A 23202-nucleotide genomic window follows, 5' to 3' on the forward strand; every position below is an offset into this window, starting at 1 on the left:
CCTGTTTTGTCTGGAGTTCCCGTGGTCGCACTGCGTTTGCCTGTTGATCTTGTGCCGAATCGCAAGGCTGTGATGATCGCTCTGGCCCTTGTGGCTGGGCTGGGCGGGGCTGCGCTGGTGGCGCAGATCGAAGGGGACCGAGGCATCCCCCCGATTGCCAGCAATGGCGATTTCGAAGTGCGCGGGATTGAAGTGAACGTCAGCGGGGACAACCCCGAAGACGGGCGAGCCAATGGCTGGCGCGAAGCGCAGCGCAAGGCATGGGAAAAGCTGTGGGCCAGCAATGGCAGCGGCGGGGCCGCGCCGGGGCTGGACGATCTGACCATTGAATCAATGGTTTCCGCCGTTGTGGTTGAGCGCGAACAGATTGGCCCGCGCCGGTATATCGCCACTCTGGGTGTGATTTTTGACCGCGCGCGCACCAGCGAACGGCTGGGGATGAGCGGAGTAAAGGCCCGGTCCGCACCGATGCTGGTGATTCCGGTGCTGCATGATGGCGGGGTGGCGACGGTGTTTGAAACCCGCAACGTCTGGCAAAAGGCGTGGGCGGAATATCGCACCGGCAACAGCATGATCGATTATGTGCGGCCAACCGGATCGGGTTCCGATTCGCTGCTGCTGACCGCAGGCCAGCTTGACCGTCGTAGCCGCAACTGGTGGCGGATGATTCTGGACGAATTTGGCGCGGGCGATGTGATTATGCCGATGGCCCGGCTGGAACGGGAATTTCCCGGCGGGCCGGTGAAGGGCACCTTTTCGGCCCGTTATGGCCCCGACAACCGCTTTCTGGGCAGCTTTACGCTGACCGCCAAGAGCGAGGCGGAACTGCCCAAGATGCTGGAGCAAGCCATCGGGCGAATCGATGTGATCTATGCGCAGGCCTTGCAAGCCGGGACGTTGCGCCCGGACCCGACGCTGAACATGGCGCCGCAGATCGACCCCAAGCTCATCGAACAGGTGCTGGCTTCGGCTGGGCCGGTGGCGACGGCAGACCCGGCCAAGGCCCCCGAAGCCGGACCAAGCGCCAGTGCCAGCGCCAGCCCGGTGGCAGCGACGACCAGCTTTACCGTGCAGTTCGCCACGGCGGACGCGGCGGCGGTGGATGCGGGCATGGCGGCAGTGCGCGGGATTGCGGGTGTGAAAAGCGCGGCGTCCAGTTCCATCGCAATTGGCGGGACATCGGTAATGCGCGTGACATATACCGGCGAGCTTGAGGCGCTGGCCGCAGCGCTGCGGTCGCAGGGCTGGCGGGTGACGGTGGGTGCGGGCGCGCTGTCGATTCGCAAGTGATGGCCGCAAGGGAGCGGCCTGATGGTGTGATGACTCAGGGGGGCAAGACATCACAGATTGCGCTGCCGCTGGTGACGGCGCGCGGTGCGGAAACGATTGTGACCGGGCCATCGCTGGTGCCGGTGATCGACGCGCTTATGACGGCGGAACGCTGGCCGTTTCGCACGGCGCTTCTGACAGGGCCGCCGCGTTCGGGCAAAAGCCTGCTGGCGCGCTGGTTTGCCGAAAGCGGCGCGGGCGAGGTGGTGGACGGGGCCGACAGTCTGCCCGAAGACGAGGTGTTCCATCGCTGGAACCGGGCGCAGGCCGATGGGCGACCGCTGCTGCTGGTATGCGACCGCGCGCCGGGCGAATGGAAGATTGCCTTGCCCGATCTGGCATCGCGGTTGGGCGCGGCGTTGCTGATCGAGGTGGGCGCGCCCGATGATGAATTGCTGGCGGGGCTTATTGTCGAGCACGCGGCCCGGCGCGGGTTGATTCTGGGCGAGGCGGTACTGGCCTATCTGTTGCAACGGGTTGAGCGGAGCCATGCGGGAATCGAGTTGCTGATTGAAACTCTTGACCGGCTGTCTCTTGAGCGTAAAGCACCCGTCACCATATCGCTTGTGCGCGATGCTTTGGCAGAGCGAACCGGGGAATTTCAGCCGCGCTTGCTTTAGCGCGGTTAAAAAGAGAGAATTGGGGCATGTTCAAGGGCCTTATCGCTTATCTGGATTCGATCCGTTCGCGTGATCCTGCGCCGCGTTCGCGTTGGGAAATCCTGCTCTATCCGGGGCTGTGGGCGGTGGGGTTCCATCGTGTGGCGCACTGGCTGTTCGAAGCGGAGCTGTATTTCCTGGCCCGCGCGGTGAACCATTTCTCGCGCTTTCTGACGGCCATCGACATTCATCCCGGTGCGAAGATCGGGCGTCACCTGTTTATCGAACATGGCTTTACCGTGATTGGCGAAACCGCCGAGATTGGTGATAATGTGACGATGTATCAGTGTGTTACGCTGGGCGGCACGAACCCTGCCAATGGTATTCCGGGCAAGCGGCACCCGACGCTGTGCAATGATGTCATCATCGGATCGGGCGCGCAGATCCTTGGGCCGATTACCGTGGGACCCCGCGCGCGCGTGGGTGCCAACGCCGTGGTGACCGACGATGTGCCCGAAGGCGCGACGATGATCGGCCTGAAGGCGCGATCAACGCTGGTGCCTGCTGAAACGTGGCTGAAGCAGTTCATCCCCTATGGCACGCCCTGCAAGGAACCGTGCGAGCCGAATGGCGGCACGCGGGTTGATGAGCTTGAGGCCGAAGTTGCCACGCTGAAGGCACAAGTGGCGGCGCTGATCGCGGCACAGAGCGATGAAACACCCGCGCCGACGCCGACAACCGCATCACGAAGGACGCGCAACTGAGCGGGAGCGGGCCAGAAGCCGGGCCTCCCGGCACGGTTGTTCCCTTTCCGCATGCGCGCGCGCCGCTTCAGGTCGGGTTTGACCGGCTGGAACTGCTGCGCATCCTTGATCTGTATGGGCGCATGGTGGCGGCAGGATTCTGGCGCGATTATGCTATGGATTTCGGCAAGGACGCGGCGATTTTCGCTGCATTCAAACGCACGGCCGAACGCCCGACCGCACGGATTGAAAAGCGCCCCGCGCTGCGCGGAAAGCAGGGCATGTGGGCGCTGTTCGGGGAAGCGGGGCAGGTGCTGAAGCGCGGGCACGATCTGCCTGGCGTATTGTCACCGCTCGAGCGTAAGCTGCTGAAAGTAGTGGAAGATTAAGCCTTTCGCGGCTTGATGAGGAAGTTCATCCAGCAACTGGCAAGCGGCTTGTCACGGTCGGTCTGCCATGCCTCTGCCCTGACGTTGGCGATGCGGCGGCCGGCGCGGATGACCTGACCGCGCGCGAAGGTTTCCACCGTTACCCCGCCGCGCAGATATTCGACCGAGATATTGACCGGCTTGATCCGCAGCGCTGCATCTTCTGCGCCCAGATCGGCGTGGAGTGCGATGATGGCCGCCATTTCGAGCAGGCCCGCAATCGCGCCACCGTGGAGGAAGCCGGGGCGGCCCATGGTGCGGTCGGAGAAATCCATGGCCAGAACCGGCGCGCCATCGAGCATGTGATCGACCCGCATACCCATGGCGCGGGCATAGGGGGGAAGGCGGTCTGACAGGTGTTCAAGCGTGTCGGCGGTCATGCGCTTTTCTCCGGCGCACGCGCCCAGCCATCGGCTTCGACCTGAATGAAGATGCCCGCTGCGTGGGCGACCGGATCGGCAATGTCGCCATCGTGGGCAATGCCCCGGACGAAGGCCATCGACTTTTTTAGTTGATAGCATTCGGCCCATGCGATTACGGTTTTGCCGGGTGTGGCGGCGCGCACGTAATCGACCCGCAGGTCGAGCGTGACTTGCGGGCGGAAGGCGCCGCGCAAGGCCCAGACCGACATGGATGTGGCATTGTCGAGCAGGCTGATGATCGGACCGGAGGCGAGCACGCCGGTTTCGGGATCGCCCACCAGTTCGTCGCGCCAGGGCAGGGCCAGTTCGACCCAGTTGTCGCCGTGCTGAAGAAATTCCATGCCGACAAAACCCGAATGGCCGTGCTTCATCATGAACCCGGCAAAGCGCGCAGGATCAAACGGCAGATCCTTGGGGATGGCAGGGCGGCCCTGCGGGTCTTGCGGTATGCTGTTCATCATCGATCAGTGCCGACACCGACCGATGATTTCAAGCGATTTAATCGAACGATTGAAGGTGCTAGAACGCGCTGCCCGCCAATGCATCGATTGCGCCTTGAAGGATCAGCGCGGCGGCATGCGAATCGATGCGAGTGGCGCGCTTGGCCCGGCTGAAATCCTGTTCGATCATCGCGCGTTCGGCGGCCTGTGTGGTCCAGCGCTCGTCCCACATCAGGATCGGCAGGCCGATATCCTCAAGATTACGGGCCATGGCACGCGCGCCCTGTGAACGCGGGCTTTCCGATCCATCCATGTTGAGCGGCAGGCCGATGACCATGCCTTGCACCCCGCGTTCGGCAATGAGCGCGGCGATCTTTGCCTTGTCCAGAGTGAACTTGGCGCGGCGGATGGTGGTGCCCGCTGTGGCAAAGCGCCAGTCTGGATCGCACAAGGCGATGCCGATGGTCTTGGTGCCGGTATCGAGGCCCAGCAAAACGCCGCCTTCGGGCAGGGCATCGCGCATATCGAGAATCGACTGGGTAATCATGGCGCGGTTTTGCTGTGCGTGGCACCCCACGCGGCGGCGCGATGGGCGACGTCGCTGCGCAGGTTCTGCCAGAACAGCGGGATGTCATAGATGTGGTAGTTGTTGCCCGGCAGCACGAAAGGGCCGATTTCGGGCGGGTCGCCAATCATCAGCAGGCCGGTGGTGGCATCGCAGCGCGCAGGAACGGCTTGTTTGACCAGCTTGCCGCCATCAAGCTTTTCGGTGGGGTGCAGCGTGCCGGTATTGGCCGATGCGGGCGCGTTGCCGCCGGTCCTGCCGGTGAGTGGATTGGTACACAGCACAGGTTCCGGTCCCTTGGGCTTTCCATCCAGCGCCGGGCGGGCGCGATAGGCTTCGAGCACGAGCGCCGGATCGGCAGGTTCGGCAAAACTAGACCATGACACGACGCAACCGGCCTGATCGGGCGCATTGCAGGCAGGCAGGCCCATGGCGGGCAGATCATGCTGCACCGACACCGGCCAGCCGATGACATAGGCGGCAGCAATGCGGGGAGCGAGTGCGGTGCCGGCGACGCGATCCTGAAGCAGGCGCATCAGGTGCAGCGCGCCCTGACTGTGGCCTGCCAGAACGATGGGGGCATCGGCGGGCGCGGCGGCAAGGAATGTGTCGAACGCATCGCGCACATCAAGATAGGCAGTTTCCAGCGCGCTTTGCGCTTCGGGCTTGTCGGTCAGAAAGGCCCCGAATGCGGCCTGACGATATCGCGGCGCCCATAGCTGGGCCTGCGAATTGAATGGCGTGGCCATGCCGCGAATATAGTAATCCGTGCGCCGCGCGCTGTCGGTATCGGTGACCGGGGCGTTCCAGTGTGCCCGTGCCAGATAGCTGGTGGGGTGGATGAAGAACACCACCGCCTTGCCATTGTCACGCGAAGCACCATCGGGCGTCCAGCGCGAAGGGTCAGTGCCATTTGCCTGAGGGTGCGAGACCCACAGGTTGACGTTGGCATAGGCATTGGGGCGCAGGGGCGGGAGCTTTTCGAAGGCGGTGCGCGGGACGAAAGCAAACCGGGTCAGTTCGGTGGACCAGATGCGCAGGGCGAACAATGCCGCGATCACCAGAACCGCAAAAAGGGCTATGAGATAGAGGAACTTGCGTGCCATTGTTGAGATGATCCTGCCGGTCAATCGGTCGTTGTGATGATGGGCGAGCGAGCCGCATTGTTGCGATCTGCCTGCCGTTCCAGCGCGATCTTTATCATCGCCACGATCGGATCGGCCAGCATCAGGCCGAGAATGCCGAACAGCAGGCCGAACACCAACTGCGCACCCAGCACCAGCGCGGGCGCAAGGTCGGCAGTGCGTTTGGCCACCATCGGCACGATGATGTTGCCGTCCACCGTCTGCACGATGACGTAAACCGCGACGCAGAACAGGCCCATTTCGGTGCCGCCCGAAAAGCCGACCATGACCATCAGCAGGCCCGAAATGGGCGCGCCGATATTGGGCAGGAAGGCCAGCAGGCCGGTAAGCAAACCCAGCAGCGCGGCCATGGGCACGCCCCACCACGCCAGCAGCGCCCACGTTGCGACACCTTCGACAGCCATGCCGATCAACCGACCGAACAGCAGCATCCGCAGCGCCTTACCCATGCGGACGGCGGTGCCTTCAAAGTGGTCGCGGCTTTCGGCAGGCAGCATCCATGCAAAGCCGCGACGGTAGAGGTCTGGCTCCAGAACGAAATAGATCGACAGGATGAAAATCAGGAAGGCGGTGGTGAAGCCGCCGAAAATGCCGCCAAGCGCGCGCGTGACCTGGCCGACGCTGCCTAAAACCTGCGATGCCACCTGTTGCAGGTTGAAATCCTGCATGGTGATGCCGTGGCTTTGCGCCCAGAGCGACAGGCGGGTAACCTGAGTCTGAATGACTTCGGGCAACTGTGCAGCCTGCGCCGCGATTTGCCCGCCCGCAAAGATCACCAGCCAGACAAGGAAGGCAAATGCGCCCAGCAGGACCAGCGTGATCCGCACCCCGCGCGGCAGCCATGGCGCAATGCGTGCAATCAACCGCTGTCCGCCATCGATCATTGCGCCAAACACAATGCCGCCGATGATGACCAGCAACGGTTGCGCCAGAAGCACGGCCAGCGCGAACAGCCCGGCAACGCCGATCCACACGGTCGCCTTCTTGGCTTCGCGCTTTACCAGATCATCGCTGATATCGGTCGGGCCGGGGGAGTGGGGTCCGGTGGAGTTGGGCTGAGTTTGCACATCCATGCGGATCAAGGCTCCCGTGAAGCGCCGGCTACTTGTGATGTTTGACGCAGTTGTGTTGTCTGGCGCAATTCCGGGCGCAGTCTGGTCCACGCGCGGCCATCGCGCAAGGCGGACCACCACGTCAGCGGATTCAGCGTTTCGCCACCGTTGAGCGAGAAGGTGATGAATTCGGCCCTTCCGCCCACACTGGACAGAGGCACCGGGCCGCCAAGGCCGCGTTCCTCAATGGAGGCGCGGCTATCGGCCGAATGATCGCGATTGTCGCCCATCAGAAAGATATGACCGGGCGGCACCAGCGTTTCGGGATAGTTGTCGAGCATCTGGTTCATGTGGTCGATGACCAGATAGCTGGCGCCATTGGGCAATGTTTCACGAAAAGCGGGAAGTTCGTAAACCTCGCGCCCATCGGCAAGGCGGGTGCGATAGCGTTCGAACATGTCATAGCACGGCTCGCCATCGCAATCGAGATCAGGTTCAACCGCAATCTGCACCGGCGGTTCGGCAGCCTGTGGCACCAGTTTGCCATTCAGGATGATCTGTCCGTTGATGACGGCGATCCGGTCACCCGGCAGGGCAACCACGCGCTTGATATAGTCCTCGTCGCGATCCGGCGGAACCGCGATGACGATGTCGCCATATTCAGGCGTACCGGCCAAAACGCGGCGGTCACCGCGCGGCAGGACGTGGAACGATGCCGAAACCCACGACCAGCCATAAGGATACTTCGATACGATCAGCCGATCGCCCACCAACAGGTTGGGCATCATCGAAATCGACGGGATGTAGAACGGCTTGGCGATCAGGCTGTGAAACACCACGACAGCCAGCAGCATCAGGGCAAGGCCGCGCAGTTCAGCCCACCAGTCCACCTTTTCGGGCGGGGCAGGGGGCGGAGAGAGCGGGGCATCGTGTGCGTCGTGCGTCGGCCCGGTCAACGTGGGGTCAGGCAGCAGGTCGGTCAAGCGGGGGAATGTCCGGTGATGGGGCGGGCCTCGATCACCACGAAGGCCTGCGCCCATGGGTGATCGTCGGTAAGGGTAAGGTGGACGACGGCAAGGTGCCCGGCTGGCGTGATGGCGGCAAGGCGCGCCGCAGCCCCGCCCGTCAGCGCCAGAGTGGGCGCACCGGAGGGGGCATTGACCACGCCGATATCCTTCATGAACACGCCAGCCTTGAAGCCGGTTCCGACCGCTTTGGAAAAAGCTTCCTTGGCGGCAAAGCGTTTCGCCAGTGTTCCGGCCATGGTGTAGGGGCGGCGGGCGGCCTTGGCTTTTTCGACATCGGTAAACACGCGGTTGATGAAGCGGTCACCAAAACGGTCGAGCGAATTCTGGATACGCTCGATATTGCAGAGGTCAGAGCCGATCGCGACAATCACGGGTTCGGCCTCATCGCGCTTCGTCCATCAGATCGCGCATGCGGCGAACGGCGGCTTCCAGCCCGACGAAGATGGCTTCGCCGATCAGGTAATGGCCGATGTTGAGCTCCGCCAGTTGGGGGATCGCCGCGATGGGCTGGACGTTTTCGTACGTGAGGCCGTGACCGGCGTGAGGTTCGATACCATTGCGCGCGGCAAGGGCGGCCATATCGGCAATACGGGCGAGTTCGATGGCGCGCTGTTCACCCGTCGCGTGGGCATATTCGCCGGTGTGCAGTTCGACCACTGGTGCGCCCAGCTTCATTGCGGCTTCGATCTGGCGGGCTTCGGGTGCGATGAACAGACTGACGCGGATGCCCGCATCGGACAGGCGTGACACGATGGGGGCAAGGCGGTTGTGCTGCCCGGCTGCGTCCAGCCCGCCTTCGGTGGTCCGCTCTTCGCGCCGTTCGGGCACGATGCATGCAGCATGCGGCATGTGGCGCAGCGCGATTTCCAGCATCTCGTCCGTCGCTGCCATCTCGAAATTGAGTGGCAGGCTGGTGGCGGCCTGAATCCGGGCGATGTCCTCGTCGCGGATGTGGCGACGATCTTCGCGCAAGTGGGCGGTGATGCCATCGCCGCCAACGTCCGCCACGATCTGCGCGGCGCGCACCGGATCGGGATGATCGCCGCCACGCGCGTTGCGGATGGTCGCGACGTGATCGATGTTGACGCCAAGTCGCAGGCGTCCGGGGGTAAGCACGCTCATCGCGCTGCCTTTGCCTTTATGGTTGCGCCCTGCTGCCGGGCTTGATTGCCGGGGTGGCGGCAAGTTCGGGCGGGAGTTCGTCGGCCGCATACGTGGGGAAATTGAGCGCGACGAGCGGGAAGAATGGCACGCCCAGATCGACGCTGCCGGCCGAACGGTCGATCAAGGCGGCGGCCGCGATGACTTCGCCGCCCGCAGCCTCAATGGCTTTGATCGCTTCGCGGCTGGACAGGCCCGTGGTCACGACGTCTTCGACCATCAGCACTTTGTCGCCGGGATTGAGCGCAAAGCCGCGACGCAGTTCGAACGTGCCGGTGGGGCGTTCGACGAACATCGCCTCAACCCCCAGCGCCCGGCCCATTTCGTGGCCGATGATGACCCCGCCCATTGCAGGCGAGACGACTTTCTGGATCTGCTGGCGCACTTCGCGCGGGATCTTTTGTGCAATCGCCATGGCAAGGCGCGAGGCACGCATCGGGTCCATCAGCACGCGGGCGCATTGCAGATAGTGCGCGCTGTGGCGTCCGGACGAAAGCAGAAAGTGGCCTTCGAGAAGGGCCTGGCTGGCGCGGAATTCGGAAAGGATGTCGTCTTCGTGCATCTGGCACCTGAATGTGCGGCGCAGGAAAATGGCCGCGAAGGGGTATGTGGAATATCGGCCAAATGGCCCTTGCGGAGGCAGGGGGCAACCTTTTTCGGTTGGCACCGGGTGGCCGATTATGGCGGGTATGCGGGCACCCTGTCCAAATGGGCGGGGCGCTGCCGTGAAAAATATGCGTCCTGCGGCTTGAGGCTTGTATCAACCGCGCGTATAGGCCGGTCCAATCGAGGGACTTAGAGGGGGTGCGCAAGCGCCTCCTTGATGCAGCGCAAAGCGCGCGCAAACAGGGAAAAGCGGAAACTTCGACGATGAGTCTTGCCGATAACGCCCGCACCATGGGCAAAGCTATCAGGACGCTTGGCGTCGCCGCCGCGCTGACCTTCGGGGCGCAGGCCATGGCTGCGGCTCCTGCCGCGCCCGTTGCCGCTGCTCCGGTTGCCGCGACCAGCGAATCGCCCGCGCCTGCCCCCGCATCCGCCGTCGCCGCACCTGCTGGCGCCGACGCTGCTGTTGTTGACAAGGGTTCGTACACCCCGATGAAGCCGACCCCCGGAAAGGGGCAGCCGGTGGACATGGGCTGGACCTTCCAGGACCAGTATTCGCCCACGGGTGAACAGGCGCTGTGGATGCACGATGTCGTGCTGTTCCCGCTGACTGTCGCCATTTCGGTGCTGGTGCTGATCCTGCTGGTGGTTGTGGCTGCCAAGTTCAACAAGCGCGCCAACCCGGTCGCTTCCAAGACCAGCCATAACACGCTGATCGAAGTGGTCTGGACGCTGGTCCCGGTGTTGATCCTTGTGGTCGTCGCGGTTCCGTCGATCCGCTTGCTGGCCCACCAGTACGAACCTGCCCCCAAGGGTTCGGTAACCGTCAAGGTGACCGGCTATCAGTGGTACTGGGGCTACACTTATCCCGACAACGGCGGGTTCGAAGTGATTTCGAACATGCTGTCGGAAGAAGATGCGCTGAAGGCTGGTGAGCCGGGCCAGCTTGCCGTCGACAACCGCATGGTTGTTCCGGTGGGTGAACCGATCCGCATCCAGACCATTGGTGCTGACGTGATCCACTCGTTTGCCGTGCCTTCGCTGTGGTTCAAGCTGGACGCGGTGCCGGGCCGGATCAACGAAAAGGTGCTCTTCATCAAGGAACCGGGCCTGTATTACGGCCAGTGTTCCGAACTGTGCGGCGTCCGCCACGGTTATATGCCGATTGCGGTGGAAGCTCTCCCACGCGACAAGTTCGAGGCATGGGTCAAGACCCAGCCCGGCGGCACGGTTGGCCCGGCAGTGGAAGCTGCCCCGGCCGCCGCAGCAGCGGTTCCGGCTTCGGCTGAAGCGCCTGCCGATGCCCCGGCTGCCGACGCTTCCGCAGCGCCCGCCGCCTGACGCGAATTCATGGACAAGGTTTGACCGAAATGGCCACCATTCCCGCAAACGAAGGTTTTGATGCGCATCACGATGCGCACGACCACGATCATGACCATCTGCCGGGCTTCTTTGCCCGCTGGTTCATGTCGACCAACCACAAGGACATCGGCACGCTGTACCTGATCTTCGCGATTTTCGCGGGGATCATCGGTGGCGCGGTGTCGGGCATCATGCGCTGGGAACTGGCGCAGCCGGGCATTCAGGTGCTGGGCTATTTTGCCGAGCTGCTTGGCACTGCCAACCCCAGCTTCGACCAGCAGCTGCACCTGTGGAACGTGCTGATTACCGCGCACGGCCTTATCATGGTGTTCTTCATGGTCATGCCCGCGATCATCGGTGGCTTCGGCAACTGGTTTGTTCCGATCATGATCGGCGCGCCGGACATGGCGTTCCCGCGCATGAACAACGTGTCGTTCTGGCTGACCTTCGTCGGTTTCTGCTCGCTGATGTTCTCGGCTTTCGTGCCGGGCGGCGTGGGCAACGGCGCAGGCACGGGCTGGACGGTCTATGCTCCGCTTTCGACTTCGGGTTCGGTTGGGCCGGCTGTCGACTTCGCCATCTTCTCGCTGCACCTTTCGGGCGCTGGTTCGATTCTTGGCGCAGTCAACTTCATCACCACCATCTTCAACATGCGCGCGCCGGGCATGACCCTGCACAAGATGCCGCTGTTCGTATGGTCGGTGCTGGTTACCGCGTTCCTGCTGCTGCTGTCGCTGCCGGTTCTGGCCGCTGCCATCACCATGTTGCTGACTGACCGCAACTTCGGCACGACCTTTTTCGATCCGGCTGGCGGCGGTGACCCCGTCCTGTACCAGCACCTGTTCTGGTTCTTCGGTCACCCCGAAGTGTACATCATGATTTTGCCGGGCTTCGGCATCATCAGCCAGATCATCTCAACCTTCTCTAAGAAGCCGGTGTTCGGTTACCTCGGCATGGCTTACGCGATGGTCGCGATTGGCGTGGTCGGGTTCATCGTGTGGGCGCACCACATGTACACCACGGGCCTCGACGTTAACACGAAGATGTACTTCACTGCGGCTACCATGGTGATCGCAGTGCCTACCGGCATCAAGATATTCTCGTGGATCGCGACGATGTGGGGTGGCAGCCTTGAATTCAAGTCGCCGATGATCTGGGCAATCGGTTTCATCTTCCTGTTCACCGTAGGCGGCGTGACCGGCGTGGTTCTGGCCAACGGCGGCGTGGACGACAACCTGCACGACACCTACTATGTCGTCGCGCACTTCCACTACGTGCTGTCGCTGGGCGCGGTGACTTCGCTCTTTGCCGGGTTCTTCTACTGGTTCCCGAAGATGAGCGGCCGCATGCACTCGGAATTCCTGAGCCATCTGCAGTTCTGGATTTTCTTCGTCGGCGTGAACACCATCTTCTTCCCGATGCACTTCCTGGGCATTCAGGGCATGCCGCGTCGCTATCCTGACTATGCGCTGGCCTACTCGTACTGGAACGAAATCGCTTCCTACGGCTATGTCATCATGGCGGCATCGTTGGGCGTGTTCTTCGTGAACATCATTTACGCCTTCACGGCCGGCAAGAAGGCTGAAGGAAACTATTGGGGCGAAGGCGCCACGACGCTGGAGTGGACCCTGTCCTCGCCGCCGCCGTTCCACCAGTTCGAAACCCTGCCGGTGATCGACGACAAGGCTCACGCTCACTGAGCCACACTTTCGGCCGAAAGGCTGGATGCGAAAGGGCCTCCGGAGTGATCCGGGGGCCTTTTTCGTTGTGCTGCGTTGTGCTGTCTCGACTTTGTCCGACACGAACGGCGGGGTGGGGGAGGAAGGGAAGACAGCGGCACTGCATGTCCCGTTGAATGCCGCATTTGACAGGATGTCCCCTTTCGCTTCCCTCCCGGTTCAACCGCGCGTATAGGCGCGGCGATCATGGATTCTGTTCGCACCTTGCCCCTGCCTGCCGATTGGCGCGATTTCTTTGCGTTGACCAAGCCGCGCGTGATGACGCTGGTGATTTTCACCGGTCTTTGCGGGTTGCTTGCGGCACCGGGCAGTATTCATCCAGTGATCGCCTTTACGGCTATCCTGTGCATTGCTGTGGGGGCAGGTGGCGCAGCAGCGCTGAACCAGTGGTGGGAAGCCGACATTGATGCCGGGATGAAGCGTACAGCGCAGCGCCCGCTTCCCGCAGGCCGGATGGAGCGCACCTCTGCGCGGGACTTCGGCTTTGCGCTGGCGGGCGGCTCGGTCATGGTCATGGGACTGGGTGTGGGCTGGCTGGCCGCATCGATTCTGGCCGTATCGATTTTCTACTATTCGTGGATCTATACCGTCTGGTTGAAGCCGCGCACGCCGCAGAACATCGTGATCGGCGGCGGCGCGGGCGCGTTCCCGCCGATGATCGGCTGGGTGGCGGTGACGGGTGACGTCACGCTGATGCCGGTGTTGCTATTCGCGATCATCTTTATGTGGACACCGCCGCACTTCTGGGCACTCGCGCTGTTCGTGCAGACCGATTATGCCAAAGTCGGCATTCCGATGATGCCGGTTGTGGCTGGTGAGCGTTCGACGCGGCGGCAAATCCTGATTTATTCGGTGCTGCTGCTGCCGTTGACTTTGGTGCCGTGGTGGATTGGCGGGGCCGGGGCGATATATGGCTGGTCGGCGCTGGCGCTGGGGCTGGTGTTTGTCATTCTTTCGATGAAGGTCGGTCTGCGCCAGTCGGTTCCCGATGATGCGATGAAACCGGAAAAGCGGCTGTTCGCGTATTCGGTGCTGTATCTTTTTGTTCTTTTCGGCGTGCTGGTGGGGGACCGGCTTGCCACTGTGCAAGGTTGGCAATGATGAACGAACAGCTCGATAAGCAGCAGTCCGAGATGTATCGCGCGCGTCAGCGCGGGCGCAACCGCGTGCTGGGGGCAATCCTGCTTTCGCTGGCGGTCCTGTTCTTTGCGATTTCGATCGTGAAGATTGCCGCGCAAAGCGGCGGGACGCACTGACATGGCGGCCACCGTTGTTCCTGATTCGCGCAAGAACCGCCGTGTCGGATTGATGGCGGCCACCGGTGCGCTGGCGATGCTGGGGCTGGGTTATGCTTCGGTTCCGCTGTATCGGCTGTTCTGCCAGGTGACGGGATACGGCGGCACTACCCAGCGTGCCGATGCCGAAAAGATGGCAGGCGTGAAAGTGGCAGGCAAAATGGTCCGCGTGCGCTTTGACGCCAACGTGGCCACGGGCCTGCCATGGACGTTCAAGCCCGAACAGGTGACGCAGGACCTGAAGATCGGTGAGCGTAAGATTGCGACCTATTCGGCGCATAATCTTTCTGGCCGTCCGATCACTGGCACCGCAGTTTTCAATGTCTCGCCGGAACAGGCGGGCAAGTATTTCAACAAGATCCAGTGCTTTTGCTTTACCGAACAAAAGCTTGAACCGGGTCAGCAGGTTCGCATGCCGGTGATCTATTTTATTGATCCGGCGATTCTGGACGATCCGGCCGCGAATAACGTGGAAGAGATCACCCTGAGCTATACCTTCAACGAAACGCCGGAAAGCGCTGCGGCAGCCACGGGCAAGCCGCTGAGCGTACCGGTCGAAAAGCCTCTGGACCCGGCGCAAGCACGGCGATAAAGGCCATTTACAACTACGTCCGCTGCCGTGCGCTTCGGGCGATGACATACGACCAGATTTGACTGGGGGAATTCGACGATCATGGCCGGCGCTAAGAACCACGATTATCACATCCTGCCGCCTGATATCTGGCCCTTTACGGGCGCGATGTCGGCGCTGGTCATGACCAGCGGCGGTGTGTTGTACATGCACGAAATGGCAGGCGGCACCAGTGTCATGCTGCTGGGCCTTCTCGGCGTGCTCGTCACGTTCTTTTCGTGGTGGGGCAAGGTCATCAAGGAAGCTCATGCTGGCGATCACACCCCGGTGGTGCAGCTTCACCAGCGTTACGGCATGATCCTGTTCATCGCTTCGGAAGTGATGTTCTTTGTCGGCTGGTTCTGGGCGTTCTTCGACTTTTCGCTGTTCCCGTCGGAACTGGCCGAATCGGTAGGCGGACAGTGGCCACCCAAGGCGATCGAAGCGGTCATGGACCCGTTCGACCTGCCGCTACTCAACACGCTGATCCTTCTGTGCTCCGGCACCACGCTTACCTGGGCGCACCACGCGCTGATCCATGGTGACCGTGACGGCCTGAAGAAGGGCCTTTGGGCAACGATCATCCTGGGCCTGATCTTCTCGGCCATTCAGGCTTACGAATATTCGGCAGCGCCGTTTGCGTTTGGCGTGAACACCTTCGGTTCGTCGTTCTACATGGCGACCGGGTTCCACGGCTTCCACGTCATTGTCGGCACGATCTTCCTGATCGTCTGCCTGATCCGCGCTTACAAGGGCCACTTCACTCCGCGCCAGCACTTTGGCTTCGAAGCGGCTGCTTGGTATTGGCACTTCGTTGACGTGGTGTGGCTGTTCCTGTTCATCGCCATCTATGTGTGGGGCAGCTGGGGCTACCCGGTTCACTGATGCGGAACGGCGAAAGCCATAACGAAAAAGGGCAGTCCGGGATTACCGCGACTGCCCTTTTCGGTTTGTGCCCCCGCTGCGGAGCAAAGGGCGTATGGGCCGGACCGGCGGCGCTGGCGGGGCAATGCGCGGCTTGCGGGCTGGATATCGAACGGTTCGCGCCAAAGGGGCGGACGCTGTATCTGGTGGTTCTGCCGGTGACGATCCTGCTGATGCTGGCGGCGTTGAAGCTGGATGATGTGGTGCGCCTGCCGGTGTGGGCGCTGATCGCGTTCTGGGGTACGGGTGTACCGCTGGCGGTGATTGGCGCGCTGCGCTTTGCCAAATCGGCAGTGCTGCTGGCACGGCTTGAAAAAGAAGGGCTGATCTGATGCGCCGCCATGGGATGCGGAAACTGCCGATCCTGCCAACGATGTTCGTTGCTGCTGCTGCTGCGGTTATGGTCGTGCTTGGGGTGTGGCAGATGCAGCGCTTGCACCAGAAGGAGGCGATGCTGGCGCGGTATCAGGCGGCGCAGGCATCGGCGACTGAAGTGTCATGGCCGGGGCGTGGTGCGGGGGCGGAAATGGCGCTTTACCACCGCAGCCGGGTGGATTGCCGCACTGTGGCCGGGATGACGACGGTTTCGGGCCGCAATGTCGCCGGAGAAGCCGGGCTGGCACATGTGGCGGATTGCCGTCTGGCCGATGGTTCGGCCGTGCCAGTGTCGCTGGGCTGGTCGCGCAATCCTGCATCGCCTGCGTGGTCGGGCGGTGCGGTGACGGGGTGGATCGCGCCGGGGCCGAAGCTGGTGGCCGATCCTGCGCAGGCAGGATTGGAGGGCAATGCCCGGCCTGACCCGCGCGACATGCCGAACAATCATCTTGCCTATGCGGTGCAGTGGTTCTTTTTCGCAGGTGTGGCGCTGGTGATCTATGGCCTGGCGCTGCGGGGGCGTTGGCGCGAGAAGCGCTGAACCGGCCTTTGCATTCTCCAGAATCCTTGCCCTTTGGCTGCATGGCCGCTAACCGCCGTTCCCCATGAAGTATGTCAGCACGCGGGGGCAGGCCCCATCGCTCGATTTTCAGGGTGTCACGCTTGCGGGCCTTGCGTCCGACGGGGGGCTTTATGTGCCCGAAACGTGGCCGCAGTTCAGCGCGGACGAGATCGCCGCGATGGCTGGGTTGCCTTATGCCAAGCTGGCACAGACCATCATGCAGCCTTTTGTGGGTGATTGCCTGACGCCGGAACGCCTGGGCGAACTGTGTGAACAGGCTTATGGCCGTTTTGCCCACGCCGCCGTCACGCCGCTGAAGCAACTGGACGAGACGCAGTGGGTGCTGGAGCTGTTTCACGGCCCGACGCTGGCGTTCAAGGACGTGGCACTGCAACTGCTGGGGCTGTTGTTTGAAGAATTCCTTGCGCGCGGTGATGACCACATCACCATTGTCGGCGCTACGTCGGGCGACACCGGATCTGCCGCGATTGACGCGGTGGCGGGCCGTGCCAAGGTGGATATCTTCATGCTGCACCCGCATGGGCGTGTGTCGGATGTGCAGCGGCGGCAGATGACCACGGTGATCGCGCCGAACGTCCACAACATCGCCATCGACGGCAGCTTTGACGATGCACAGGCGATGGTAAAACGCATGTTCAACGACACGGCTATGACCGGACGTTTCGGCATCGGCGCGGTCAATTCGATCAACTGGGCACGCCTGATGGCGCAGGTGGTCTATTACTTCTACGCCGCGCTTCAACTTGGCGCGCCGCAGCGTAAGGTGGCGTTCAGCGTGCCCACCGGCAATTTCGGTGATGTGTTCGCAGGCTATGTCGCGGCCAAGATGGGCCTGCCCATCGAACGGCTGATCGTGGCGACCAACGTCAATGACATTCTGCACCGCGCGCTGTCGACCGGCGATTATTCGGCCAGCACTGTGACGCCCACGGCGGCACCTTCGATGGACATTCAGGTTTCGTCGAACTTTGAACGCCTTCTGTTTGACGGCTGTGGGCGTGATGGCGCCGCACTGGCCGAGCAGATGAAGAGCTTCGAAGCGACCAAGGCGATGCAGCTGACCAATGCTCAGCGCGAATCCGCTGCTGCGCTGTTCAGTTCGGAACGCGCCGACGCGGGTAATATGGCCACTGCGATGCGCTGGGCTTATGAGGCAACCGGCGAAGTGCTGGACCCGCACACGGCCATCGGCCTGCACGCCGCGCGCGTGGCGCAGGGCATTCCGGCGGGCGTACCCATCGTGACGCTGGCGACCGCGCATCCGGCCAAGTTCGTGGATGCGGTGGAGCGCGCAACCGGCGTGCGTCCGGGCCTGCCGGGTCGGGTGGGCGATCTGTTCGAGCGTGAGGAACGCTGCGCGCATCTGCCGGGCGACTATGATGCAGTGGCGGCCTTTGTGGCTGAACGCGCGACGCTCAAAAATGGCTGAGCTTGATCTCCAGCCCAAGCTGATGATCGGCGAGGGCTGGGCCGACTTTGCCTTGCTCGATTCGGGTTATGGGCGAAAGCTCGAGCAATATGGGCCGCATCGCTTCGTCCGCCCCGAAGCGCAGGCACTGTGGACGCCGCGGCTGGCCGACTGGCGCGCCGATGGCGAGTTCGTACCGGGATCGGATGAGGACGGCGGCGGACGCTGGCAGTTCGACCGTGAGGTGCCGCGCGAAGGCTGGGAACTGGGCTGGAACGATGTGCGCTTTACCGCATCGTGCACCCCGTTCCGCCATCTGGGGTTCTTTCCCGACATGGCCCCGGTGTGGGACTGGATGGGCGAGCGGCTGCAGGACAAGCCGGATGCGCAGACGCTGAACCTGTTCGGCTATACCGGTGTCGGCACGCTGGCGCTTTCGGAATATGGCCCGGTTACGCATGTTGATGCGTCGAAGAAGTCGGTGGCGCAGGCTCGCGCCAATGCCGCGCTTTCGGGCATGGCGGATCGACCGGTGCGCTGGATTGTGGACGATGCGGCCAAGTTTACCGCGCGCGAAGTGCGGCGGGGCAAGCGCTATGACGGGATCATCCTTGATCCGCCCAAGTTTGGGCGCGGACCGGATGGCGAAGTGTGGCGGCTGGAAGAAAGTCTGCCGGGGCTTATTGCCGATTGCGCGCAATTGCTGGATGCCGACAGCCGCTTTCTGTTCCTGACGGTTTATGCTGTGCGCATGTCATCGCTTGCCATTGCAGGCCTTCTGGCCGACGCGCTGAAGGACTTGGGCGGCACGATCGAGCATGGCGACCTGTCGATTCGCGAAACTGGCCCCGATGGCCGTCTGCTGCCGACCGCGATCTTCGCGCGCTGGAAAAACTGAAATCCTGTGTCGTGCGGTAGACTCACCCGCGCGGCAATGTCAGAGGCGTGATCCATGTCAGACAGCCTGATCCTTGAAGTCGCCAATCTTGAAACCGACGTGCTTACCGGCATCTATTCGGAAGAGACGGGGCGGCCGCAGCCGTTGCGCATTTCCATGCGGGTGGGGCTGAAGCATCAGGACCGCTACACGCCCGATTGTCCGCTGGCGGCCAGCAAGAACTATATGGACCTCAAACACGCGGCCAGCGAAGGCTTGCCCAAGGGGGTGCATTTCAAGCTGATCGAAGCCGTGGCAGACCACATCTGCGAAACGCTGTTCTTGCAGGATGAACGGGTGATGTGGGCGGAAGTGAAAATCGTGAAGCTGGCGATTAGCGAAAACGGCGAGGAAATCGGCATTACGCTGAAGCGCGAGCGCCGCGTTTGATGGCGGATGTGCGGCCGCTGGCACTGGTGACCGGTGGTTGGCGTCGCATTGGCGGTGCGATTGCACGCAAGCTGGCCAGCGAAGGCTGGGACGTTGTGCTGCATGCGCATCACGCCGCGTCGTTTGACGCCGAATTCAAGGCGCAACTGGAATGGCTGGGCGCGGCGGTGTTTCCGGTGGCGGGCGATCTGGACGACCGCAACTTTCCAGCACGCCTTCTGGCGCAAGTGGGGCAGGATGCGGGGCGATCACCCGTGCTGCTGGTCAATTGTGCATCGCTGTTTCACGATGACCGCGCCGATACGATCACGCCCGAAGAACTGGAACAGCATTTCCGCGTCAACCTGTTTGCGCCGCTGTTGCTGACCCGCGCTTTTGCCGAGGCGCTGGGCGAGCGGGAAGGGTCAGTGGTGAACATTCTGGACCAGCGGGTGCTGAATCCAGTGCCAGACCAGATCAGTTATACCTTGTCCAAGCAGGCACTGCATGCATCGGTGCGGACCATGGCGCGGGCAATGGCTCCCAGGGTGCGGGTGAACGGGGTGGCGCCGGGGCTGATCCTGCCGACGGCGGATTACGACGCGGCGCAGTGGCGACGTCTGGAAGAGATCATGCCGCTGCGGCGCTTGCCCGGCGCGGATGAAATCGCCGACGCGGTTTACTTCCTTTGCACGGCAAAATCGATCACCGGGCAAACTTTGTTCGTGGATGCAGGCGCAAGCCTTGAATCTTATGCGCGCGACTTCGTATATCTGGAGAAGTGAACGCTTCCCCGCCTGTTGCCACTGCGCCCCTGATTGACCGATTCGCCCGTCGGATCACCTATCTGCGACTTTCGGTAACCGACCGGTGCGATTTGCGCTGCGCCTATTGCATGCCTGAACGCATGGAGTTTCTGCCCCGCGCTGAAGTGTTGAGCCTTGAGGAACTGCACCGGCTGTCGTTGCACTTCATCGCGCGCGGCGTGCGCAAGATTCGCCTTACTGGCGGTGAACCGCTGGTGCGGCGCGACATGGTTGAACTGGTGCGGGCCCTGGGGCGGAAGCTGGGGGATGGGCTGGACGAACTGACGCTGACCACCAATGGCACGCGGCTGGCCGAATTTGCCGATGATCTGGCCGCAGCAGGCGTGAAGCGAATCAACGTATCGCTCGACACGCTGGACCGTGCAGGCTTTGCCAAACTTTCGCGCAGGGACATGCTGCCGCAAGTGCTGGAAGGCATTGCTGCCGCCAAGGCGGCGGGGCTTAAGGTGAAGGTCAATGCGGTTGCATTGAAAGATGTCAACGAAGCCGAGATTCCCGCGCTGATCGAATGGGCACACGGGGCGGGCCATGACATGACGCTGATCGAGGTCATGCCGCTGGGCGAAGTAGAGGGCGACAGGTTCGACCACTATCTGCCGCTGGATGCGGTGCGGCGCGATCTGGAAAAGCGCTGGACGCTGACCGCCAGCGATGCCCGCAGCGGCGGGCCGGCGCGCTATGTCGACATTGCTGAAACGGGTGGACGGCTGGGCTTTATCACGCCGTTGACTGGCAATTTCTGCGAAGGCTGCAACCGCGTGCGGGTGACGGCCACAGGGCAGCTTTACATGTGCCTTGGCGGGGAAGGCCGGGTGGATTTGCGCGCGGCGTTGCGCTGCGATGATCCCGATGGCGCGCTGGACGAAGCGTTTGCCCGCGCGATGGGCGAAAAGCAGGAGCGCCATTCCTTTGTGATCGACCGTCCCGGCGGTGCGCCTGCAGTGTCGCGCCATATGTCGACCACGGGCGGATAGATCATGGCGCGATTGGTGTTCATGGGGCGGCTTGAGGACGTTGCAGGCACGGGCGAACTGGTGGTGATGCCGGGACCGGTTGAGCAGGTGCTGGCGGGGCTTGATCCGGCGCTGGCAGTGCAATTGCTGGGCGAGCGTGTGCGCATGGCGCTGAACGGCAGGCTGTTGACCGACATGGGCGGGGTGGTTCTGGCGCAGGGCGATGAGCTGGCGTTTCTGCCCCCGGTCAGCGGCGGTTAGGCATGGCTGACGTTCGGCTGGCGCTTGAGGCGTTCGATCCGGCAGCGGAAATTGCAGGCTTCAACGCGCTGCATTCTGCGGCGGGGGGCATCGTCACGTTTCTGGGGCAGGTGCGCGACGCAGGCGGCGTGGAAGCGCTGGAACTGAAGCACTATGCGCCGATGACGGTGCCGGGAATGCAGGAACTGGCGCGAATCACGCAATCGCGATGGCCGCTGGAAGGGCTGATGATCGTACATCGCAGCGGGCTAATGGTGCCGGGCGATCCGATCGTGCTGGTGGCGGCTGCGGCGCGACATCGCCGCGATGCTTTTGCCGCCGCCGATTTTGCGATGGACCACCTGAAAAGCGAAAGCTGGTTCTGGAAGCGTGAAAAGACTGCCGATGGCTGGCGCTGGATCGAACCGCGCGGTGAGGATTACGATGATCTGGCGCGCTGGCGCTGATTTTACCGGCAATCAGCCAGCGAATCGGGTCAGCAATGAATCGATGACCTTGGTTTCAGCCTCGACCAGCGATTCGACTTCGATTCGCGCGGCATTGATGGCTTCGAGATCGGCTTCGTCGCCAAGGGCGGCGCGATTGCTCGCCTCTGATTCCAGGCGGTCAAGATCTGCCAGCGGCATGGCGGCCTGAGCACGGGCTGATTCGAGGCCTGCGACGGCGATGGAAGCGACAGACCAGTTTTCGCTGCCCGGCGCAGCGCCTCGTGCGGCATTGGCCGCGCGGGTGGCGGCATCCTGACGGGCAAGGAACCGGGCATGGGCATCGTTGGCAGTGTTGCGCAGTGCAGACAGGCGCGTTTCCAGACCTTGCGTGATTGCAGGCTGCGCTGGCGCGGCGGGTTGGGCTGCGCGCGCTGCACCATAGGCATCTTCTGCCGGGCGGCGCGCCAGCGAAGGAAAGCCGTCACGATTCGCACACCCGCCCAACAGCAGGGTGGGGCAGAGCAGGGCGAGAAGGGCGACCGTAGGATTGCGCATGACCATGGCCGGGCACATAGCATGGCTGGGCGGCGCTGCCAGCTTTCGCGTGCCATGCTTTGGCCAATGCAATATTGTGGTAACGGGGGTGTGGTCATGGAAGGTTGCAATGCCGCCGGGCAAACCCCGCAAATTCCGCAGGATCGGCCCGCAAATTCCGCAGGATCGGATTGACAGGCGGCGGGGGTTGGATTATCCGCCCCCTTCTTTCCGGGACCCTGCACGTAGCGGGGAAACGGCGCGTTGCCCGTTGTCAGCGATTCGCAGGCGTTGGGCGCCTCATTTGGAATCGCCGACGGGAAACCGGGGCTTTTGGAACGGATAGCAGGAACCATGTTCGCAATCGTGCGCACGGGCGGCAAGCAGTATCGGGTCGCCGCCGGAGACAAGATCGCAGTCGAGAAGCTGGCTGGTGAAGCCGGTGACAAGATCACGCTGGGCGAAGTCCTTCTCGCTGGCGAAGGCGATTCGCTGGCAGACGCCGCGAAGATCACGGTTTCGGCCGAGATCATCGCTCAGGCGAAGTCGGAAAAGGTGATCGTTTTCAAGAAGCGTCGCCGTCACAACTATCGCCGCCGCAACGGTCATCGCCAGCAGATGACCCTGCTGCGCATCGTCTCGGTCGCCTAAGCGAACAAAATTCGGAGTAATCTGAAATGGCACATAAGAAAGCAGGCGGCTCTTCGCGTAACGGTCGCGACTCAGCAGGCCGCCGCCTTGGCGTTAAGAAGTTCGGTGGCCAGGAAGTGGTCGGCGGCAACATCATCATCCGTCAGCGCGGTACCCGCGTTTATGCAGGCGTAAACGTTGGCATGGGCAAGGATCACACCCTGTTCGCACTGACCGAAGGTCGCGTGCGTTTCCACGGTGGCAAGCTTGGCCGTAAATACGTGTCGGTTGACATGCAGGCCGAAGCAGCAGAATAACCGGATGGTCATTCAAAGGGCCATCCCGATGGGATGGTCCCGCCAGCTTTTGCAAGCTGGACGATAGAGGGAGAGGGCCAGCCCCATCTCCCTCTTTTCATGTCTCCTTCGAACGCAAACCCGCCTTGCCGC

At 62.6% G+C, this 23202-nt stretch carries 31 protein-coding genes; 21 read left to right on the forward strand and 10 right to left on the reverse strand.

What is annotated here, in order from left to right:
- Positions 1-6: 6 nt before the first annotated feature.
- Genes OVA07_RS08745 through OVA07_RS08760 form a run of 4 tightly spaced genes read left to right on the forward strand, consistent with a single transcriptional unit; the run spans position 7 to position 3060 of the window.
- The gene (locus OVA07_RS08745; protein ID WP_268171060.1) at positions 7-1290 is read left to right on the forward strand and encodes a heavy-metal-associated domain-containing protein; all 1284 of its coding nucleotides are present in this window, start codon (positions 7-9) and stop codon (positions 1288-1290) included.
- Positions 1291-1319: 29 nt separating this feature from the next.
- Positions 1320-1949 carry an HdaA/DnaA family protein gene (locus OVA07_RS08750; protein ID WP_268171061.1) on the forward strand — a complete coding sequence of 210 codons (630 nt, stop codon included), beginning with the start codon at positions 1320-1322 and terminating at the stop codon, positions 1947-1949.
- A 26-nt stretch (positions 1950-1975) separates the two neighbouring features.
- Entirely contained in the window at positions 1976-2692 is a 717-nt protein-coding gene (gene epsC, locus OVA07_RS08755; protein ID WP_268171062.1) for a serine O-acetyltransferase EpsC, read from the forward strand.
- The gene (locus OVA07_RS08760) at positions 2689-3060 is read left to right on the forward strand and encodes a DUF2794 domain-containing protein (RefSeq protein ID WP_268172656.1); all 372 of its coding nucleotides are present in this window, start codon (positions 2689-2691) and stop codon (positions 3058-3060) included. Before epsC ends, OVA07_RS08760 begins: the two co-directional genes overlap by 4 nt.
- On the opposite strand, the gene OVA07_RS08765 is transcribed toward OVA07_RS08760, so the two are convergent.
- From OVA07_RS08765 to pyrE, 9 genes are read right to left on the reverse strand one after another with little or no spacing between them, the layout of a single operon-like run.
- The gene (locus OVA07_RS08765) at positions 3057-3479 is read right to left on the reverse strand and encodes a PaaI family thioesterase (RefSeq protein WP_268171063.1); all 423 of its coding nucleotides are present in this window, start codon (positions 3477-3479) and stop codon (positions 3057-3059) included. The genes OVA07_RS08760 and OVA07_RS08765 overlap by 4 nt on opposite strands.
- Positions 3476-3982: a PaaI family thioesterase gene (locus tag OVA07_RS08770; RefSeq protein WP_442789635.1), complete on the reverse strand. Its 507-nt coding sequence runs from the start codon at positions 3980-3982 to the stop codon at positions 3476-3478. Before OVA07_RS08770 ends, OVA07_RS08765 begins: the two co-directional genes overlap by 4 nt.
- Positions 3983-4040: 58 nt before the next feature.
- The gene (gene ruvX, locus OVA07_RS08775) at positions 4041-4508 is read right to left on the reverse strand and encodes a Holliday junction resolvase RuvX (RefSeq protein WP_268171064.1); all 468 of its coding nucleotides are present in this window, start codon (positions 4506-4508) and stop codon (positions 4041-4043) included.
- Complete coding sequence (locus OVA07_RS08780; protein WP_268171065.1) at positions 4505-5632, reverse strand: DUF3089 domain-containing protein; 1128 nt, start codon at positions 5630-5632, stop codon at positions 4505-4507. The genes ruvX and OVA07_RS08780 overlap by 4 nt, the downstream gene beginning before the upstream one ends.
- A gap of 20 nt (positions 5633-5652) precedes the next feature.
- On the reverse strand, positions 5653-6744 hold the full coding sequence (locus OVA07_RS08785; protein WP_268171066.1) for an AI-2E family transporter: 1092 nt from the start codon (positions 6742-6744) through the stop codon (positions 5653-5655).
- Positions 6745-6749: 5 nt separating this feature from the next.
- Positions 6750-7706 (reverse strand): signal peptidase I, encoded by a 957-nt coding sequence (gene lepB, locus OVA07_RS08790; RefSeq protein ID WP_442789636.1) that lies wholly within the window; start codon positions 7704-7706, stop codon positions 6750-6752.
- Entirely contained in the window at positions 7703-8122 is a 420-nt protein-coding gene (acpS, locus tag OVA07_RS08795) for a holo-ACP synthase (protein ID WP_268171067.1), read from the reverse strand. The genes lepB and acpS overlap by 4 nt, the downstream gene beginning before the upstream one ends.
- Positions 8123-8132: 10 nt before the next feature.
- Entirely contained in the window at positions 8133-8873 is a 741-nt protein-coding gene (locus OVA07_RS08800) for a pyridoxine 5'-phosphate synthase (protein WP_268171068.1), read from the reverse strand.
- Positions 8874-8889: 16 nt separating this feature from the next.
- Positions 8890-9474 (reverse strand): orotate phosphoribosyltransferase, encoded by a 585-nt coding sequence (gene pyrE, locus OVA07_RS08805; protein ID WP_268171069.1) that lies wholly within the window; start codon positions 9472-9474, stop codon positions 8890-8892.
- 308 nt (positions 9475-9782) lie between these two features.
- Between pyrE and coxB the strand changes: the two genes are divergently transcribed.
- The 15 genes from coxB to OVA07_RS08880 all read left to right on the forward strand — a co-directional run bounded on the left by coxB (position 9783) and on the right by OVA07_RS08880 (position 21607).
- Positions 9783-10859 carry a cytochrome c oxidase subunit II gene (gene coxB, locus OVA07_RS08810; RefSeq protein WP_268171070.1) on the forward strand — a complete coding sequence of 359 codons (1077 nt, stop codon included), beginning with the start codon at positions 9783-9785 and terminating at the stop codon, positions 10857-10859.
- A 29-nt stretch (positions 10860-10888) separates the two neighbouring features.
- Entirely contained in the window at positions 10889-12580 is a 1692-nt protein-coding gene (gene ctaD, locus OVA07_RS08815) for a cytochrome c oxidase subunit I (RefSeq protein WP_268171071.1), read from the forward strand.
- Between the two features lie 225 nt (positions 12581-12805).
- On the forward strand, positions 12806-13720 hold the full coding sequence (locus OVA07_RS08820) for a heme o synthase (RefSeq protein WP_268171072.1): 915 nt from the start codon (positions 12806-12808) through the stop codon (positions 13718-13720).
- Positions 13717-13875: a hypothetical protein gene (locus OVA07_RS08825; protein WP_268171073.1), complete on the forward strand. Its 159-nt coding sequence runs from the start codon at positions 13717-13719 to the stop codon at positions 13873-13875. Before OVA07_RS08820 ends, OVA07_RS08825 begins: the two co-directional genes overlap by 4 nt.
- 1 nt (position 13876) lies before the next feature.
- Positions 13877-14506, forward strand: coding sequence for a cytochrome c oxidase assembly protein (locus OVA07_RS08830; protein ID WP_268171074.1), 630 nt, complete (start codon positions 13877-13879; stop codon positions 14504-14506).
- Between the two features lie 81 nt (positions 14507-14587).
- Complete coding sequence (locus OVA07_RS08835; RefSeq protein WP_268171075.1) at positions 14588-15409, forward strand: cytochrome c oxidase subunit 3; 822 nt, start codon at positions 14588-14590, stop codon at positions 15407-15409.
- Entirely contained in the window at positions 15409-15780 is a 372-nt protein-coding gene (locus tag OVA07_RS08840; RefSeq protein WP_268171076.1) for a DUF983 domain-containing protein, read from the forward strand. Before OVA07_RS08835 ends, OVA07_RS08840 begins: the two co-directional genes overlap by 1 nt.
- Entirely contained in the window at positions 15780-16364 is a 585-nt protein-coding gene (locus OVA07_RS08845; RefSeq protein ID WP_268171077.1) for an SURF1 family protein, read from the forward strand. Before OVA07_RS08840 ends, OVA07_RS08845 begins: the two co-directional genes overlap by 1 nt.
- A gap of 64 nt (positions 16365-16428) precedes the next feature.
- Entirely contained in the window at positions 16429-17835 is a 1407-nt protein-coding gene (gene thrC / locus OVA07_RS08850) for a threonine synthase (protein ID WP_268171078.1), read from the forward strand.
- Positions 17828-18712 (forward strand): class I SAM-dependent methyltransferase, encoded by an 885-nt coding sequence (locus OVA07_RS08855; RefSeq protein ID WP_268171079.1) that lies wholly within the window; start codon positions 17828-17830, stop codon positions 18710-18712. The genes thrC and OVA07_RS08855 overlap by 8 nt, the downstream gene beginning before the upstream one ends.
- A 54-nt stretch (positions 18713-18766) precedes the next feature.
- The gene (locus OVA07_RS08860) at positions 18767-19141 is read left to right on the forward strand and encodes a dihydroneopterin aldolase (protein WP_268171080.1); all 375 of its coding nucleotides are present in this window, start codon (positions 18767-18769) and stop codon (positions 19139-19141) included.
- Positions 19141-19905: an SDR family oxidoreductase gene (locus tag OVA07_RS08865; RefSeq protein WP_268171081.1), complete on the forward strand. Its 765-nt coding sequence runs from the start codon at positions 19141-19143 to the stop codon at positions 19903-19905. Before OVA07_RS08860 ends, OVA07_RS08865 begins: the two co-directional genes overlap by 1 nt.
- A complete protein-coding gene (gene moaA, locus OVA07_RS08870) occupies positions 19902-20921 on the forward strand; it encodes a GTP 3',8-cyclase MoaA (protein ID WP_268171082.1) in 1020 nt (339 codons plus the stop codon). Before OVA07_RS08865 ends, moaA begins: the two co-directional genes overlap by 4 nt.
- Before the next feature lie 3 nt (positions 20922-20924).
- The gene (locus OVA07_RS08875) at positions 20925-21161 is read left to right on the forward strand and encodes a MoaD/ThiS family protein (RefSeq protein WP_268171083.1); all 237 of its coding nucleotides are present in this window, start codon (positions 20925-20927) and stop codon (positions 21159-21161) included.
- Between the two features lie 2 nt (positions 21162-21163).
- A complete protein-coding gene (locus OVA07_RS08880) occupies positions 21164-21607 on the forward strand; it encodes a molybdenum cofactor biosynthesis protein MoaE (RefSeq protein ID WP_268171084.1) in 444 nt (147 codons plus the stop codon).
- A 12-nt stretch (positions 21608-21619) separates the two neighbouring features.
- Here the strand turns inward: OVA07_RS08880 and OVA07_RS08885 are convergent, their stop codons facing one another.
- Positions 21620-22144, reverse strand: coding sequence for a hypothetical protein (locus OVA07_RS08885; RefSeq protein WP_268171085.1), 525 nt, complete (start codon positions 22142-22144; stop codon positions 21620-21622).
- Positions 22145-22477: 333 nt separating this feature from the next.
- On the opposite strand from OVA07_RS08885, the gene rplU reads away from it, so the two are divergent.
- Positions 22478-22774, forward strand: a complete 297-nt coding sequence (gene rplU / locus OVA07_RS08890; protein WP_084279133.1) for a 50S ribosomal protein L21 — start codon at positions 22478-22480, stop codon at positions 22772-22774.
- 26 nt (positions 22775-22800) lie between these two features.
- The gene (gene rpmA / locus OVA07_RS08895; protein ID WP_268171086.1) at positions 22801-23070 is read left to right on the forward strand and encodes a 50S ribosomal protein L27; all 270 of its coding nucleotides are present in this window, start codon (positions 22801-22803) and stop codon (positions 23068-23070) included.
- Positions 23071-23202: the final 132 nt, after the last annotated feature.

This window comes from Novosphingobium sp. SL115 (assembly GCF_026672515.1).
In the GTDB taxonomy this organism is placed as follows: domain Bacteria; phylum Pseudomonadota; class Alphaproteobacteria; order Sphingomonadales; family Sphingomonadaceae; genus Novosphingobium.